Origin of the sequence: Scytonema hankhaensis NUACC26 (genome assembly GCF_045865695.1) — a bacterium.
Lineage (GTDB): Bacteria > Cyanobacteriota > Cyanobacteriia > Cyanobacteriales > Nostocaceae > Scytonema.
In genome coordinates, this window is the sequence record NZ_BAACAP010000217.1 from 59,902 (window position 1) to 76,091 (window position 16,190).

General features: G+C 40.5%; 14 protein-coding genes. 3 read left to right on the forward strand and 11 right to left on the reverse strand.

What is annotated here, in order from left to right; translation table 11 throughout:
• Window positions 1–34: 34 nt before the first annotated feature.
• The 8 genes from csx2 to crn3 form a co-directional block, all read right to left on the reverse strand.
• Window positions 35–1,291: a TIGR02221 family CRISPR-associated protein gene (gene csx2, locus ACKTT2_RS29245; protein WP_407893261.1), complete on the reverse strand. Its 1,257-nt coding sequence runs from the start codon at window positions 1,289–1,291 to the stop codon at window positions 35–37.
• A gap of 17 nt (window positions 1,292–1,308) precedes the next feature.
• Window positions 1,309–2,070, reverse strand: coding sequence for a CRISPR system precrRNA processing endoribonuclease RAMP protein Cas6 (cas6, locus tag ACKTT2_RS29250; protein WP_407893263.1), 762 nt, complete (start codon window positions 2,068–2,070; stop codon window positions 1,309–1,311).
• A 15-nt stretch (window positions 2,071–2,085) separates the two neighbouring features.
• Complete coding sequence (gene csm5 / locus ACKTT2_RS29255) at window positions 2,086–3,366, reverse strand: type III-A CRISPR-associated RAMP protein Csm5 (RefSeq protein WP_407893265.1); 1,281 nt, start codon at window positions 3,364–3,366, stop codon at window positions 2,086–2,088.
• A gap of 4 nt (window positions 3,367–3,370) precedes the next feature.
• Window positions 3,371–4,462 carry a type III-A CRISPR-associated RAMP protein Csm4 gene (gene csm4 / locus ACKTT2_RS29260; protein ID WP_407893267.1) on the reverse strand — a complete coding sequence of 364 codons (1,092 nt, stop codon included), beginning with the start codon at window positions 4,460–4,462 and terminating at the stop codon, window positions 3,371–3,373.
• A 47-nt stretch (window positions 4,463–4,509) separates the two neighbouring features.
• A complete protein-coding gene (gene csm3, locus ACKTT2_RS29265) occupies window positions 4,510–5,562 on the reverse strand; it encodes a type III-A CRISPR-associated RAMP protein Csm3 (RefSeq protein ID WP_407893269.1) in 1,053 nt (350 codons plus the stop codon).
• A gap of 2 nt (window positions 5,563–5,564) precedes the next feature.
• Entirely contained in the window at window positions 5,565–6,137 is a 573-nt protein-coding gene (gene csm2 / locus ACKTT2_RS29270; protein WP_407893271.1) for a type III-A CRISPR-associated protein Csm2, read from the reverse strand.
• Window positions 6,138–6,207: 70 nt separating this feature from the next.
• Window positions 6,208–8,580, reverse strand: a complete 2,373-nt coding sequence (gene cas10, locus ACKTT2_RS29275) for a type III-A CRISPR-associated protein Cas10/Csm1 (protein WP_407893273.1) — start codon at window positions 8,578–8,580, stop codon at window positions 6,208–6,210.
• 262 nt (window positions 8,581–8,842) lie between these two features.
• A complete protein-coding gene (gene crn3 / locus ACKTT2_RS29280; protein WP_407893275.1) occupies window positions 8,843–9,901 on the reverse strand; it encodes a CRISPR-associated ring nuclease Crn3/Csx3 in 1,059 nt (352 codons plus the stop codon).
• A gap of 326 nt (window positions 9,902–10,227) precedes the next feature.
• Between crn3 and ACKTT2_RS29285 the strand changes: the two genes are divergently transcribed.
• Together ACKTT2_RS29285 and ACKTT2_RS29290 are read left to right on the forward strand one after the other, a co-directional pair.
• Window positions 10,228–11,679 (forward strand): TIGR03985 family CRISPR-associated protein, encoded by a 1,452-nt coding sequence (locus ACKTT2_RS29285; RefSeq protein ID WP_407893277.1) that lies wholly within the window; start codon window positions 10,228–10,230, stop codon window positions 11,677–11,679.
• A gap of 134 nt (window positions 11,680–11,813) precedes the next feature.
• The gene (locus ACKTT2_RS29290; RefSeq protein ID WP_407893279.1) at window positions 11,814–13,034 is read left to right on the forward strand and encodes a glycosyltransferase; all 1,221 of its coding nucleotides are present in this window, start codon (window positions 11,814–11,816) and stop codon (window positions 13,032–13,034) included.
• Here the strand turns inward: ACKTT2_RS29290 and ACKTT2_RS29295 are convergent.
• Complete coding sequence (locus tag ACKTT2_RS29295) at window positions 13,031–13,849, reverse strand: polyphosphate kinase 2 family protein (protein ID WP_407893281.1); 819 nt, start codon at window positions 13,847–13,849, stop codon at window positions 13,031–13,033. The genes ACKTT2_RS29290 and ACKTT2_RS29295 overlap by 4 nt on opposite strands.
• Before the next feature lie 85 nt (window positions 13,850–13,934).
• Window positions 13,935–14,144 carry a hypothetical protein gene (locus ACKTT2_RS29300; RefSeq protein WP_407893283.1) on the reverse strand — a complete coding sequence of 70 codons (210 nt, stop codon included), beginning with the start codon at window positions 14,142–14,144 and terminating at the stop codon, window positions 13,935–13,937.
• 480 nt (window positions 14,145–14,624) lie between these two features.
• Between ACKTT2_RS29300 and ACKTT2_RS29305 the strand changes: the two genes are divergently transcribed.
• Window positions 14,625–15,386, forward strand: coding sequence for a hypothetical protein (locus ACKTT2_RS29305; protein ID WP_407893285.1), 762 nt, complete (start codon window positions 14,625–14,627; stop codon window positions 15,384–15,386).
• A gap of 80 nt (window positions 15,387–15,466) precedes the next feature.
• On the opposite strand, the gene ACKTT2_RS29310 is transcribed toward ACKTT2_RS29305, so the two are convergent.
• Window positions 15,467–15,658 (reverse strand): hypothetical protein, encoded by a 192-nt coding sequence (locus tag ACKTT2_RS29310; RefSeq protein ID WP_407893287.1) that lies wholly within the window; start codon window positions 15,656–15,658, stop codon window positions 15,467–15,469.
• Window positions 15,659–16,190 lie beyond the last annotated feature (532 nt).

Below are 16,190 nucleotides of genomic sequence, written 5' to 3' on the forward strand. Positions count from 1 at the left end.
ATTGTAATTTAAATTTTTACTCCAAGTAAGAAAATTAAAGACTTTCATCCTGTAAATTCCACAATTTAGCGACGTTTTGTAGTTCATTAATAATTACTTGAAGTTGGTGGAGAATGTCTTTTGCACTTCTAGGATTTTTACGATAGCCTGCATGTAGAACGTCATTACGCAAATTAGCTAAATTCAAGTCTCCGCACCATAGTCTGTTCAAAGGCTTTTTCTTGGGCTTGGGAATCTTTGACCATTCATCCAAGTATTTTGATTCTTTATCTTTATTTTTGCCTCCAGTCAATAAAAGTTCCATTTCTTCTCGATTATCTTTATCTAAAGGATCTAATCGAAAGTGATAACATAATAACGAAGGTAGCCACTCTCGTGCTATTGATAAAGCTTGTACTGTTTGTCCTTTATTTGCATACCACTCTACCATTTTTAATTGTCTTAATAGAGATGCTTGCGGAACATCTTGATAATCTGTTGGATTAATTAACCCAAAAGTACCATAATCTTTTTCTACACGTCTCAGTAATGTAGCAAAAGGTGGTACAGTTTGGGAAACTTTTGATGCAGCAGCAGCGATATGTTCTGGTAGTATGGCAGCCTGTTGCATAACATTCATTGGACGTAACAGTTGTAAACCTTGGGCAATACCGTCGATATTTTCTGCTAATTCTTGCGCTGTTATATCATAACTTTGTAGTAGTCTAGCTAGTTCCTGTCCATTCCCTGTTTTTATAAATTGGTCAGTAGCAGTTGTCCAATCTAACAGACTAACGATAGGTAAAAGGTCAAATATCGGTGTTTTATATTTATTAGTTGTGGCATCAAAAGTTTTTGCATCAAACGCACCGTAAATTAAACCTTTAATTTTCACTTTACGAACTACACGTAAATAACTAATAGCTATTAATGCCAAAACAGGTAAAGAACGAAAACCATTGGTAATATCAAATAGTACTTCATCTCCTTCTTGCAAACAATCTGTTAACATTCCAAATAATTGCCATATATCATCCGTAGAATGACCTTCAGGTACATTTTTGACAGGTTGCAAATTTACTTTATCTGCTAGTTTCTTTTTTAAAGTTTCCCAAGTAGATTCAGGTTGATTATCCGGAATTCCAGTTTCTGCTGTTTTTGTTAACAAAATATAAAGAATTTCTGGTTGATAAAATTCAACTAATGCTTCCTGAATAAATTTTGTTGTACACTCTCTTATTTGTGAGATATCAAGATAAGTGGTTTCTTGATATCCCCTCTGGTTAAAGCCAAGAAATGAAATTGCCTTCATAGTGAATTGGTTGAGTTCTATAAGTTTACTAATGTCTGTCCCATGCCTAAACGTGTCTTGATTCCTGTACCAGTAAATTGAGCATACTGAACTAACAAATTCGCTACATTTGCTAGTAAAGAATCTGCACGATTAAAAATTTGCAGCGTTACATCACCCACAAATCCATTTACATATCCCCTTTGTAATTGCCAACTACGTGTTTGAATTTTGTGATGTTTGAGAAGAACTGCATTACTTAAATAAGTAATTAATTCATCCTCACCTAAATAAACAGGTGCAAAATTATTCCAGCGTTCCAACCAACTGCGGAACATCAGTGTTGGTATGGGTAGAGGTAAAGTGATACCACCTTGAGCAAAAGCGGTGGGTGTAGTAAACTGCAAGTCAAACCGTCGAATTGCCGCTGGTTCGTTAGCTACTAAGTTGGTATAGAGTTCTTCGTAACTATTAATATTATCTTCGCGGTTAATAACATTAAACTTCGCGCCTAGAAATTCTAGTGAATCTCCTAGCTTTAGTGAGGATATAGCTTTGGCAACCTTTTCTTGTAAACCACAAAGCGAGAATTGATAAAATTCTTCCGTTTGGAATGTAAAGAAATCTTGTGAAGTAGTGTATGAACCGCAAATTGTAGAAAAAGATATAGAGGGAATTTTCTCTTCTCCTACTTCTAAGTCTAATTTATTATGTAATAGTTTTACCAGTTCTAGATGATAGGAACGAGGTAGCACTGTGGGATTGGATACTGTTAATGTCCAAGTTGAGCGAATGAGCATACTAAATTGTAAAAATTATAAAACTTTAAACTTTACCCATCCCGGTACAAAACGAATTTCTCCATTGGGGTTGACGACTGTTCGTCGTGATTTTGGCGCTTCAAATTTAGGCGCACCAAGACCGCATCGATTCCGGATTTCAGAACGCAATTCATCCTTAAACAATAAATCAACAGTTGTCCCTGTCATACCGCTACCCCAACCTAAACGTAAAGTAAAAGAACATTCTTCTGGAGTATAAAATTCGCGGATATAATGAAAATCTAAATTTCTCCCAGATGCTCTAGGATTATTTTTTATATTTTGCCAATAGTTGCGTTCATAATTCCATTGATCTTGAGTAAATTCTTGACAAATTTGCAATAATTCATCCAGGTTTGTAAATGGTATTTTCATTTTTTGTTTGTGTTTGAACCAAGCTAGCATTTCTGTATCTAAGCTCAGAGTCAATTCTGTCTGGACATTTCGTACCATTTCCACATAAATAGATGCTTTATACTTTGCCAAATAGTCTGGAAATCTGCTGGAAACTATAACTTCGGCAACAACTGCTAAGTTAATAGGAATTTCTTGACCTTGTTTATTAGTCGTCTTTGTCTCACTCAATTCTTCACAATCACTAACTTTCAGAGCACGTAAGAAATCAGTATTTTGACTTTGACCTGTGAAGATTTTATCTTGATATGTCAGCGTAAAATCTGAAAATAAACTTTCCATAAAAAGCTCGTCATCAACAAACTTTTGGGTATGTTTGTTACTCAGTTCTCCTAGACGAGAGTGTAATTTTTTCTCAATCTCGCTGATCCGTTTAGAAGCAGGGACTTGATAGCGCTCGCCATGTTTGAGAAGATGATAGACAATCGCAGTTCTGATCGCACCCTTGATAGAAGAGCCAGGAATAAATAGTTTTCCCATGCCATTACGGATCATGGGACGTAAATCTGTTATTCTTTCATCAGTTAATTTTTGACTAATTGCGTATTTTGGAAAAATCAGTTCTCCATCACCATCAGTTGCGTTCCACCACTGCTTGCCAAAAGCTTGTTTAAGAAGATGACTAATATCTTCACGGTCGTTAATTGCTTCAATATAGTCATCTAAAAACCGTCCCCCTTGCTTCTTGAATGCTTTTGCTAGTGCCTCTTGATTGGGTAAGTAAACTTTTTTTGCTGTCTGTACATATTCAAAAGGATTTAATCTAGATACTACAGAACCAATATGTAAAATTGGGCTAGTCAGTCTTATCCTTTTTGATTCATAAATTTCTGGTTTTTTTAGTACAGGAGAGGTAAGCATAGTGTTAAGAATTTTCCGCTTTAATTTTTAGGCTTAAACTAATACCAGAGCGGTATATGGGATGGGTTTTATATCCACCGTTATTGGTTCTTAATTCACTGGGCGTAACGTTTACAAGTTTCCCGTGTGGTTCTACAGGAAACACGGAACCTTCAGTAAACATTCGTACCATTTGACGGCGAATGTTGCTTTGTATAATCCAACCCCCACGTTCTTGGATTTCATAGCTACTTTTGTCAGTAATTAATTGTTGTAATTGCGATACATCGTCTTCCCAAAATAAGCTTATGAGGTAGTGACTAGTAGATGTGTCTGGATATTTAACTACCGATTGCCAATCTGAAGGTATATCTTCCCATTCAACTTTAAATCGACCAGCACCACTTGAACGCTCTCCTCCCAATCCCTCTTCACCTAACAGTTCTAATGCATCCTCTAAGCGTGTTGCTAGTTCTACATCATCTTGAGGAAAGTGTAGTAAAAAATATAATCCTGATAAACTTTGGATACTGTTGCCATTTTGATTCCATTCAAAGTAGAGAAAAGCAGTGTGATAGAGGTTTGTTGCTCGTGTATTCCGGTCTACCGCAATTTTGGGAACTTTCTCAATTTTAAAAGCTTGTTTGTAATCAAAAGTACCTTCAGTATCAAGATTACCTCCCTTAGCTCCATTCGTTTTAGCTATGAGTTCCTCCCGATCTGCTAATGTAAATCCAACGCCTTGATACCATCTTTGCAAAACTTTAAGTGGTAAGTAATTCAGTTTTTTGTAAGTCTTGAAAAATTCTAAATCATTGCCTTGAGGGTAATTGACAGGAAACCTGAGCGGACGAGGGAGATAATAAATTGTACCTTTGTCAGTTTCGCGGTAAATAAAAGTTGAACTTATCCGCATTGCTGGGGGCGACTCGTCACAAAATCCGTTTAATAAAGCATCAATTTCATTCGGATATAATCGAGCATAACTACTCATCCAGGCACTAAATAACGTATCAGAATGTACTCTTTCAGTGGTTGATTCCATCCCGATACCTAATTCCCCAAAATGCGCGGGACAACGCTCAAATTTAAGTTTAATCAGTTTCCAAGTTGCCATACTCTTACTGTCTGTGTCTCTGTCAGTTTTCTTTGAGCATATTTAGATTAATTGCTATTTCCCTCTGCTGGTGGTAACCGTCGCAGAATATCATCACGCAGACGCACAAAGTTATCAAGCAACGCTTGGGTGTCAGCAACGGGTTCGATTGTTGTTATCTCTGAACTACCACCTGGAGTGCTAGTAATGCGACGATACTGGTCTAAGCTACGGTATGAAAAATTAAAGCCCTGAAATTTAACTTTGCCGTAACCGCGAGAACCGTGTCCGCCCAGTGCATCATCTTCGAGAATGGCAAGTGCGATCGCAATATTTTGTAAATCCTCTATAGCTTGTTCTCTGTTTTCAACAGTGTAAACTAATTCAAATTTAAACTTCGACCCAGCAGGTACGCGTTCTAATTGACGCGGGTTAGCAGCAGCTGTGACACGGTCAATACCGTTTTCAAATTTCCACTCAGTCATAAATAGACCTGTGTCAATTTTCTTGAGTTGTTCAGCAGATTCAGGTAATAAATGGCAGTCACGAATAATCAGACGTGCAGGACAGTTACGTCCTTTAACTTTTATAAACTCTTTGACCACTTCTCCTGGATTAAGTTGTGTCCGTTCGTTGTCTACAAATCTGCCTGTTTTTGCTTCATCAACCCAAGCAATATAACGGGATGAGACATTTTGTACGCGTTCCAATGATTGTGATTCAAATTTATCTTTTTCTAGCCAACAGTTGCTACCACCAGTCGAACCGAAAAGTCGGGAGATTGGACAAATATTTGCACCTTCATAACGTATTAATAACCTCTCAATTTCTGTAAATCCATCTTCTAAATCATCGCTTTCGTAACGATAAGTACCGCTTCCTCCAGTACGATTGAGGGGTTTGTTTAACAGCCGTTCCAAAATGGAGCGTAGTTTGCCTTTGATAGATGAACCAGGAAGATAAGGATATTGCGTTAGAGGATCGCGAATCACAGGTTTATCAAGTCCACCAATATCTAAGTTTTCACCACCACCACCAATATGCAAGCCAGTTTCGACTACTAGGTGAGTGTTGATTGTCACTTTACCAAATAAAGGTTTTTGTTCGATTGATGCAGGCATTATTATTTTCCACCTTCTGCTTTATGATATGCAATAATTGACTCAAGCAATTGAACCAATCGTTCAAAATCTTCTTTGCTATATACTTTATCGATGGCTGCTGACATCACATCATGTAATGGTCTAGTAGATCTTTGCCTAGCAGCAGCATAGGCTAATTTTGGTTTCAGGAGAACAACATCGGCTTCGATTTTAGTAAATAGTAATTTTGACTTTTTTAGATCGGCTTGATTCTGAATTTTTTTCAGTTCGACTAGTAAATTTTGTTCTGAAATATTTTCTATTTTCTTAATTTCATCTTTTTCTTTATCAGCTTGATTTTGTATATGTTTCAACTCCCATAAAAGGATTTCATCTTCATCTTGCTGTGCTAGTTGCGCTTTTATCTGATTAATAGCATCTAAGAACTTCCGCACCTGATTAGTTTCTAATCGTTGTTGTTTGAGGTACGGTCCAAATTTCTCAGCATGTTTCACAAGGTCACGAATTGGGTAAGACTTGAGTCCTTCAGTCAAACCTTCAATAGTTGTTTTAAGTTCCTCAAGAATTGTTTTTTGTGTACTGGTTTCTGTCATAGTTATAGCATTCTTAAATCATTTGTAAAAATAAATTAACCCCGATACTCAGAGATCGCAGAGAGAGGAATTAGAGATTTTCACGACTCCTACGCGGATTGCTATATGTTGTTCTGTTTAAGAGTTCAATCCAAGTTGCAATGGCTCGAAAATATGGTGCATTATATGGGTTTTTTAAAGAAGTACGAAATCCATCATCTTGTAAGACACTTTGTGGTAAACGAGCCAGAGTATAAGCAATTTTGGGTAAATGTAGATAGTAGCGTGTTTCCATCGCATCCTTTGATTTTTTGTCTTCAATTTTTTTCAGTATCTGCTCTTGTATTTGTGCTGTAATTAGCAAATTACGAACAAAATTATGTGAATAATTTACTCCTATATTCTCTTGTTCTAGTTTACTAACAAAAGGTAGTACTCCTAAAAGCTTTGGCTTAGATTCTTCCTTAAGATACTCTTTAATTTCTGAATTGACTAGGTTGATGTCATCAATTCCCAGCCACTCATCCCATTTAAAAACTTCACCAAACAAACCTAAACTATCTCTACCTTTTCCTTTTGCTGCTTCTTCTGCTTCACCTGATTTATTTGCTGCTTGATAGAGGGGGAATTTAGCATCAGCAATACTGATTCCTCCTGACAGAGTAATGTCTGGGTTATGTCCGGTGTAAGCACGAAAGCACTGATAGACATCAAAAGCGTATTCTACAACTTCATTCCACGCTCCACTGACAAATAAATCATCACCACCTGCATAAATAAATAGCAAAATTTGAGCTTTATTTTCTAGTAAAGATTCGTTAGTGTTATAGCTGTTTTGAGATTTTTCTTTTTGATGTAATTGTTTGATATTTCCGGGTATATTTTCCTCTTTACTAGCTGCCAAACTATTAAGATATACCTTGAAAAAATAACTCATTTGTCGGGAAAGACCAGCCAATCGAGGTAATGTTTGTTTATCACCTAATCCCTTAGCAAAAATTTGTCCCAGACGGTCTACATCCATCCGTAAATAGCCAACTCTTTTTATACCGCGAGCCAGTTCTGCCATTTCCTCAGCACGCATAAAACCTGTTTCTCCAGGTATTTGCGTCTTTATACCATACTTACCTAGTAGTAGAGGTGCAGAATTAAACTTACGAAAGTGACGAAATCTATAATGGTCTAATTCCCAGTCATTGACTAACAAAATTGTGTCTGCATCTGAATCTATTTGCTTCCAGTCGTCACACAGACGGTAGCGAACATTAACAGCAGATAATTCATCTTGGGGAGGTAATTTTAACTGTATTGCATCCTTTCCAGTTTCAGTAGCTTCTGAGAATTGCGATCGCAATATCGCATCAACTCGTAATAGCTGTCCTCCTAACTCATACATTCTCTGGCATATTTCGCAAGCAAGTACTGCACCGACTTCTTTATTCAGCGGTTGTAAATTTTCTTCGTCATCCCGATGGCAAACTTGGCAAGGTGTATGAGCATAATATTTTTTTAGCAGGTGAGAAAGGTCAGTCAGCCGATCGCCAAATTTCCGAGATTTATACTTAGCTAAGTCTTTTGTAGCTTTTGACCAATGTTCGGCAAACTTCTTTGTGGCAATATCTTCAATGGGGAATGGTTCTAAACTATCCAGTGCTAGATAAACTTTGCCCTGAAATTCATTTAAAAGCCATTTGTTAAACTGCTGGCGAACTTTTCTGACAATACTTTTTGTTTCTTCTGTCCCTGACGCTAGGATATATAAGTTACCGCCACCTGCATAAATAATGTTAGTCCGAGGTAATTTTAATTTTTCAAGCAACTGCTGTACCACTTCCTCTGTAACTAACTCTAAATAAAAACTCCGCGCACGTAACGATTTGAGAGCACCGTCAGAGGAAATCGTATAAATAAATTTTTGAATACCGGATAAATCGCCTGCAACAAGGCACAAGTTGTAAGGTTCAGAACAATTAGCGATCGCCGCTGCAACAGCAGCCGTAGTTCTCGCCTTATCTACCAGCGCCACATTCAATTCACCATAGCTAATAAAAGAACCAAATTTTTCCAAAATTAGCGTTAGCAGTGAGAGGTTTTCCCAGTCTTGTTGGCTATCTTTGAGAAAACTGACTGCTTCACGAATCTTTTGTTTTAAAGTTTCTAGTTCAATTAGTGTTGGTTCTTTTTGCTGAGGATATGGAACAGTAGGCTCTTTATCTTCTATATAACGTGGTTGCCAAAAATACTCTTTATCTTGACCTTGCGACAGCTTGATAGAATCGAATAATAACCTTAACGGTTTGGGTTTGCAGTCATTTGGCCACTGTAAATGCCTTTTAGCTTCTTTAGTTGCATCAGAATCATCAGGTCTAGTTAGCTGTACGTCAGCCCAGTTAGCTAAATCCGATACTGCTTGTTGAATTACCCTTAAAGCTTCTTGATGTGAGGAATTTTGTGAACTTGTCATAATATAAGGTGAAATGAAGTTTTACATATAGCAGTTTTCACTTGAATGAAGTACAGATACATCCGCGTTCGTCCGCGTTCATCTGCGGTTTCATAACTTTTTTATGTATTGCACCCAATTGAAAACCGCTATATTCAGAGACATCAGCTTAATCGAGAAAGATAATTAATTTTTTGATAGAAAATAGGACTTACGCAATCTCAACAGTATTTTTGGGGTTTCACACGTTGTCGATCCCCCCAACCCCCCTTAAAAAGGGGGGCTATGTGTAAGTCTTAATAAAAGTTGACTTCACGCACTTGAGTATCGATTGCGGAACACTTTTCACCTGTCCTCGCACCCAAGGACCGCAAGTTATTTCCAAATATGGCTCCTGTTTATGAACCTCTTCTATCTCCTCCAAACGACTGTGAATAACTGCTACTGGTATTAAATTTCCCCTGTCCCGACAAAACTCATGCCAAGCATCCACTTTTTCTGGCTTGGAACTAATAATCAAATAATGGGTACAAGCTTCTAAAATAGGCAGTTTCTCTGGCTGTACCATCCCACCAACATCTACAATCACCAAAGACTTTTGCTTCCGCAGTTGTAATATTGCTTGAGCATGATAGGGAAAAAACCGTTCCGTCAAAGCCCCCTTGTTGTTTTTCTTAAATGCTTCGATTTCTTCATGAGTCGCCTCTGCACTTAATTCCAAAATGTAGTTCCCTTCTCCATCCCAGTGAGCGCGTTGTAAGTAAATCTCAGGATGCTCAGATAATAAAGCTTGAAACAAAGCATGGGAAAGTACGCTTTTACCGCTATCTGGCGGTCCCACTATCATCAATACCGGACATAGCCCAACTTCCATGTTTCTTTTTTCCTTCCCAAATGGATGATGGCTTCCATTTGGTGGACTCATAGGAATGACTTGACCTGTACGGACTTGATGGGAGTTTGTGATAGACACCACTGCTCCCAAACGGGGGTCATAGCAAGCTACCCAATCGGTACGATCCAGTTTGTGAGTGAGGTAAGAATAAAGCCACATCGGGGCGCGACCGGAGATCGCCACGCCACCAGTGGTATCGATACCTGGAGGCAATTCTAGATTTTGTATATCTTGCGGTTCTATCAAACGATCGCTTCTGGTCAATTCAATTGACAGCACCTGGTATTTAAAACCCTGTACTACAACTGATTCACTCAGATGCAGGCGTAAAGCTGGGATAGTGACCTCACTCATGCTGTTTGGTAATCTTTGTTTCTCTGATATTATGGCATATTCAGTAGAAGAGGGGTCTTCTATTAAGTCTGTTATTGTTACAATTATATTCATCAAGATGCTGATACTTTCAGAAATAGTTTGGAAAACTATTGCTACACAAGGCTTTTTAGAGAAATATTAATTTATATATCAATAAAATTCTTTTTATCAAGTATTACTAAATACTTTAGATTACTAAAAAACTATGAAACAGACTGTTCCAGCCGCTTGTATAGACCAATACTGCAAGGGGGTGAGGAAATTGTAGGTTGCGTAGAGCGCATAAGCGTTACCCAACAAATGCTGATAAATGTTGGGTTTCGTTCCTCAACCCAACCTACTGCTGAAAAAGGATGGCACAGATTGTGACCCTCGCATATTATAGATAGGTTGTAAAATTGATTGAAGATTTGTTTCTCCCACTTACCCCAGAAATTTTGCAATGGCTGGCTGCAGGACAACTTGCGAATCGGCTACAACGATCGCTGCGATTGTGGGTGCTCATCAACAAACTCTACAGTACTCAGACAAACTGGGCAAACAAACTCCCAACACCATTTACATACTCGCAGTTGCGGGATTGCTTATTTGCCTACCGTCATCCCAAGAGCGATCGCCTAAACGCTCAAGACATCACCGCACAATGCAGCGATCGCAATTGCATCTGCCATAAAACTTTTTCAGAAATCGTCTTCGAGCAATTCCATCTGAGCGTTGAAAAATGGCAGCAGTCCATGCTTCAACTGACAGGAATGACTGAAGAGGAACTACAAAAGGGACTGCAACAGTGTCCTTTTGCTACCGTGCATCGTTCTCTCAGAGATGACCTCAAGCAACTTGTTCGCCTGGGCTGGTTGCAGACAGAGACACAAAAGTATCGCCCTGTTTTGATACCAGATTTACCCGCTCCCCCAACCCAAACAACCACAGAACTGAGTCTGTTTTCCCTAGACCTAGCACAGACGTGGGAACTACTGCAAATCTTAGAATCAATCTCCTTTGTACAGCCAAACCTATCGTTAATTATAAGTAAGTTATGGGAGCAAATAGCCAACTCTTCTGCCTCTAGAGGACTTTATGCCAAAGACCCGCACCAAAGAATATTCCTGCACCTAGACTATATCCTTTCTCAACAGATGCAAGACCGAGTTGATAATTACCAGGAACAGCTAGAACAGCTTTGGCGCAAACCCCCTGGTAGCGTAGTGCAATTCGAGTATTGGATAGCAGCAACAGAGAACAAAGTCAAAGTGACTGTTTACCCGGTTTGCCTGCATTACCGACGCCGTGCTAAATACCTCAGTGCATACGGCACAGACCCCAATGGTAATGTAGCATGGCACAACTACCGCCTAGACCGTATTGCTTGCGATCGCCTGCAAGTTCTGACATGGGACGATCCCCTTATTCCCAATATCTTAAAGCAGATGCGGCAAACAGGAAATTTACCAATACCATCGGATGTTGATGCAGAACTGAAAGCCGCTTGGGGTTTTAATTTCTATCTGAAAAAAGAATGGCTTGTTCTCCGTTTTCCAAAAGAGTTTGCTAAGTGGTACGTGGAAAACACAACAAGACATCCTACCTTTTGTGCAATTTCCTATGACCAAATACCCAAATTAATTATTAGAAATATATCAAACGAGCAAGAACGCCAACAATTGTTAGAAATCATCAGTCAACGTTCTAGAGACGATGCTTATTATAATGCCTGGATACGAGACGGCGATATCAACGTCCTGATGCGCCTGCGAGAATGGCGACCGAAAGGTGAAGTTATTGCCCCTTTATCGATCCGGCAACAAATGATAGCAGAAGCAGCACAAGAATTAGCAAATTATTCTGAATAACAATGTCTCCACTCAAACATAACAAGCGATCGCAATCGCCCTCAAACTAGGAACGAAAGCTCAATTTGAGCGCAGAAAGTGGCACTTCCCTACATTATAATTATATATACTCCAAAACAGGTGATTAAGTACGTGTGAAAGTTCTGCTTTCCTCGATTGGCTCTCGTGGCGATGTGCAACCCCTTCTGTCGCTTGCGCTTGAACTACAAGCAATGGGACACAGGGCAAGCTTGTGTGTCCCGCCCAATTTCAAGGATTGGGTGGAGTCATTTGGGCTAGACTGTATTCCGATCGGTCCAGACGTGAAGAAGCTTGCAGGCGGAAGTGTCCCGAACAAGCCCGTTAAGCCATCCAGAACGCGATTGCGGCAGCTCGCTGTCCACACAGTTCGTGAGCAGTTTTCGGTACTGGCCGATGCGGCGCACGAATGCGATCTGATTATTGCGGTCGGCGCGTTGCAAATCGCGACCCGCTCGATTGCGGAGGCTCTTAAGATTCCTTACGTTTTTGTAGCCTACTGCCCGGTCGTATTGCCGTCGCCAAATCATCCCCCTCCGAAGATGGATACTCAATATTCACAATCGCTGCCCGCGATGGTCAATCGCTTTCTATGGATGAGAGACGAGCAGCGTTGGAATGTTCTGTTCCGTGCCACACTGAACGAGGAACGGGCGAAAGTCGGCTTGGCTCCGATCGCAAGTGTACGACCCCACATCTTCACCGCTCGCCCGTGGCTTGCAGCAGATCCAGCGTTAGCGCCATCCTCAAGAGCAGTCGGCATACAGATTGTGCAGACGGGTGCTTGGTTGCTGTGCGATCGGACTCCACTACCCGAACATCTTGAGAACTTCCTCGCGAAGGGTAAGCCTCCTATCTATTTTGGGTTTGGCAGTATGCAAGCATCGGAGCAGACCAGTCGCCATCTAATTGAATCTGCCCGCGCATTGGGGTATCGTGCGGTTATTTCGCAGGGATGGGCAAATCTCAGTTCGATCGATGATGGAATCGATTGCATCTCGATTGGCGATGTCAACCATGAAAAGTTGTTCAGACGAGTTGCAGCCGTCGTGCATCACGGTGGGGGTGGTACAACCACCGCCGCAGTAAGATCTGGCACACCGCAGGTCGTTGTCCCACATCTATACGATCAGTATTACTGGGCATACAGAGTGAAAAAATTGGGGGTGGGGGTGTCGGGTCCTACACGCGAGCAGATGACTGTGCAGGCGATGGTCTCTGCGCTGCGCGAATGTTTGCGCCCAGAGATGACAGCGCGTGTGCAGGTTCTGTCGAACCGCATGGAGTTGCATGGAGCGCAAATGGCAGCAGAACAGTTGGTCAACGAGTTCGGTTAATCTGGAACAACAATTTTATCCAACCCCTTTTCTGCTACTGGGTATTGTGGGTTCATGGATTCAAGCGTGTCAGCAATTGTACGAGCAACAACCAGATTTCGATACCACTTCTTGTTAGCTGGTATTACGTACCACGGAGCATAAGCCGTTGAGCAATGATTAATGGCATTCTCAAAGGCTGTTTGGTAGTCATTCCACAACAAACGCTCTTTAATATCATTACTAGAAAATTTCCAATGCTTATCGGGATTTTGTAACCGACTTTCCAACCGTCTTTTCTGTTCATCTTTAGAAATATGAAGGAAAAACTTAATTACCCTAATCTTGTTAAGAGTAAGCATATGCTCAAACTCATTAATCAGTTGATAACGTTTTTCCCAAACCTCTTGAGGTACGAGTTGCTTGACTCTAACAATTAGAACATCTTCATAGTGAGAGCGGTTGAAGATAGAAATCATTCCTTGTTGCGGGACTCGGTGATGATAACGCCAGAGAAAATCATGGCTTGATTCCTCGCTACTAGGTGTTTTGAACGACCACACCTGACAGCCTTGAGGGTTAACTCCGCTAAAAACGTGTTTAATTGTGCCATCTTTGCCACCTGTGTCCATTGCTTGCAACACAATGAGTAGACTGTTCTGGTGTTCTGCATACAATCTCTCTTGTAAGTTTTGAAGACGCTGGCGCTGGTATTCTAGCTCCTCTTCAACGTCTTTTTTGTTTTTGTAGTTTTCAGAGGCATTCGGATCGACTTTAGCTAAAACAATCGGTTTGTCTGGTCGAACTTGATAACTGACATTGCTTGGTGTATTCATAGTTTAGTTCCGTATATTCAAATATAGGCAGACGTAGCTTTCTATAATAGATAACTGCTACTCGTTCACAGAACTTTTAAGGCATTTAGAATGGCGTCAAGCTTGGGACTTTAAAACCACCTAAATTTACCCGAATTGGGTCAACTAAGACCTCCCTATCCCCTATCCCGAAGGCATTGGGGAATTCTTTAGTTAGGATATTTAAACTAGCGTTGATATCAGCATTAATTAATCTACCCGATTTGGATCTGTACAAACCGCGATGAATGCGCTTACCTGATGGTTTCCAATCCACTGGTTTGCTCCCACGCTGGATGCCCAATCTTGATAATCCGTTGCTCCACTAGTTGCATTTTTATCACCTCCTATTTATAGGCTAATATATACCAATTTGCTTATATCTTAAGGCTTTAATAGGATTATTTCTTACCTTAAGGAATATAAGCACTCTCTACCTCTGTCGTTAGTTACTGGTCACTGGTTACCGATCGCTGTTAAAACTCGGGAACTAAGTTGTTAATTTCTCCGTCATTATACTTAATTCACTAAAAATTGAGGAACTGCAATCTTTATGCACTGTAAGTGTTTGTGGGTATCGGGCGAGACGCCCGCTCCACAAGAACTACAAGAAACACAAAAACTGCAAGAACTACAAGAACCACATGACAATGTGGCTCTGTTAAGTCAACACCAGCAATGTTGACTAGTAAGCCAACAGGAGTTTCCTGGGATTGTCTCTGGCAAAAAGTAAGCAAATATTACAACCATATTTAAGATGCATCTCAATCACATTTCTGCTTTACCTGTAGCTTTGCTAATCTCTGTGACGACGGTGGGAATGCATATACCAATTGTCTTAGCAGAGGAAGTAAAACCTTTTGATTCTCCCTTATTGATATCTCAGAGATATCGAGAAAGACGCACGATTCGAGCGGTATCGGGACCGGATGACCAAGGACGGTGGCGGTTTAATAAACCCAGTAATGTCTCTAGAGACGAAATGCGATCGCAGGGTTGTGTCGATGTTGGTTCAAATAATGCACAACGTTGGCGCTGTCCGCGTGACACAATTCGGGTGGAAATTAACAGCCGGAATTATGACGATCGCTATGATGACCGCTACGATCGCGGAGGTTCCTCTACTCAGAGGCTGCGAGCCGTCTCCGGTCCAGATGACCAAGGACGCTGGCGTTTCTATAAGCCAAATGATGTTTCCGATGAAGCCATGAGAGCAGAAGGCTGCGTTAATGTTGGAACACAAATACCTTGGCGCTGTCCGGATGACACAATCCGGGTACGAGTTTTCGATAGAGAATCTGGCGGTCGCTACGACGATGGATACGATAGACGTCCCAATGAAAGACGTACAATCCGAGCAGTATCGGGACCAGATGACCAAGGACGTTGGCGCTTCCATCAGCCAAATAACGTTTCTGACGATGCTATGCGATCGCAAGGTTGTGTTTATGTTGGGACAAGAAATGCCCAACCTTGGCGCTGTCCTCGCGAGAAAATTCGAGTTGAAGTCGATCGTTGATAAAAGTTACCAGAAATCTCGCTGTGCCAAAGCCACCGAACTATAGGGCTTGAGGTGCAGAGCTAGAAGATCTCAAGTTCTTAATGATACACCGCACCAATGATGAGCGCAACGATAATAGGAATAACAATTGGGATAGCAACAATCAGCCCCCATTTTCCAAATCGAATTTCTTCTCCTTCTGACTTTAGGAAAGCTATCAAAGCCACTACTCCCATTAAGATCCATATACACCCAAAAGCAATAAATATGAGAAACACGGAGTCTTGCATATCGTTAAACCATTAATAAGTTTAATCTGAAATTTCCAACTGTTTAATTTTGGTTATTATAGACACTTGTCTTGACCTGTCTCTACCAATTCTCTATATTAAAGCAACAGATTGGGATCCCCTCCAGCCCCCCTTAAAAAGCTACGGTGTACACACAACTTAGATTTACCCCCCTTAATCCCCCGTTATAAAGGGGGGAAACTAGATTTCTAGTTCCCTCCCCAATCCATCGGTCCGGGTTATGGTGGGGTAAAACTGATGCTAAAACTTTGGTCTATTAGTTATTTCATACTTATGTGTACACCTCTGCCTTAAAAAGGGGAGAAAGTACTAAAAGTCCCCCTTTTTAAGGGGGATTTAGGGGGCTCGTGTGTAGCAATCATTTGGAGAATTGGTATCCTTCATATTCCTGTGAATTGCTAGCAGTTACTAGGCAAGATAAACATATAAGCCGCTGAGTTAAAACCGATAATTAGTATTTATATAATTTATTATATTATAATATGTCTCCAAATCTCTTGCGGTGTGGGAC

What these genes read in the sequence shown, in the direction of transcription:
- crn3 (WP_407893275.1), bottom strand. Translation starts at nt 9,901, where the DNA reads ATGAATATAATTGTAACAATAACAGACTTAATAGAAGACCCCTCTTCT.
- ACKTT2_RS29305 (WP_407893285.1), top strand. Translation starts at nt 14,625, where the DNA reads ATGCATCTCAATCACATTTCTGCTTTACCTGTAGCTTTGCTAATCTCT.
- ACKTT2_RS29295 (WP_407893281.1), bottom strand. Translation starts at nt 13,849, where the DNA reads ATGAATACACCAAGCAATGTCAGTTATCAAGTTCGACCAGACAAACCG.
- csm5 (WP_407893265.1), bottom strand. Translation starts at nt 3,366, where the DNA reads ATGCTTACCTCTCCTGTACTAAAAAAACCAGAAATTTATGAATCAAAA.
- cas10 (WP_407893273.1), bottom strand. Translation starts at nt 8,580, where the DNA reads ATGACAAGTTCACAAAATTCCTCACATCAAGAAGCTTTAAGGGTAATT.
- csm4 (WP_407893267.1), bottom strand. Translation starts at nt 4,462, where the DNA reads ATGGCAACTTGGAAACTGATTAAACTTAAATTTGAGCGTTGTCCCGCG.
- ACKTT2_RS29310 (WP_407893287.1), bottom strand. Translation starts at nt 15,658, where the DNA reads ATGCAAGACTCCGTGTTTCTCATATTTATTGCTTTTGGGTGTATATGG.
- cas6 (WP_407893263.1), bottom strand. Translation starts at nt 2,070, where the DNA reads ATGCTCATTCGCTCAACTTGGACATTAACAGTATCCAATCCCACAGTG.
- csx2 (WP_407893261.1), bottom strand. Translation starts at nt 1,291, where the DNA reads ATGAAGGCAATTTCATTTCTTGGCTTTAACCAGAGGGGATATCAAGAA.
- csm3 (WP_407893269.1), bottom strand. Translation starts at nt 5,562, where the DNA reads ATGCCTGCATCAATCGAACAAAAACCTTTATTTGGTAAAGTGACAATC.
- csm2 (WP_407893271.1), bottom strand. Translation starts at nt 6,137, where the DNA reads ATGACAGAAACCAGTACACAAAAAACAATTCTTGAGGAACTTAAAACA.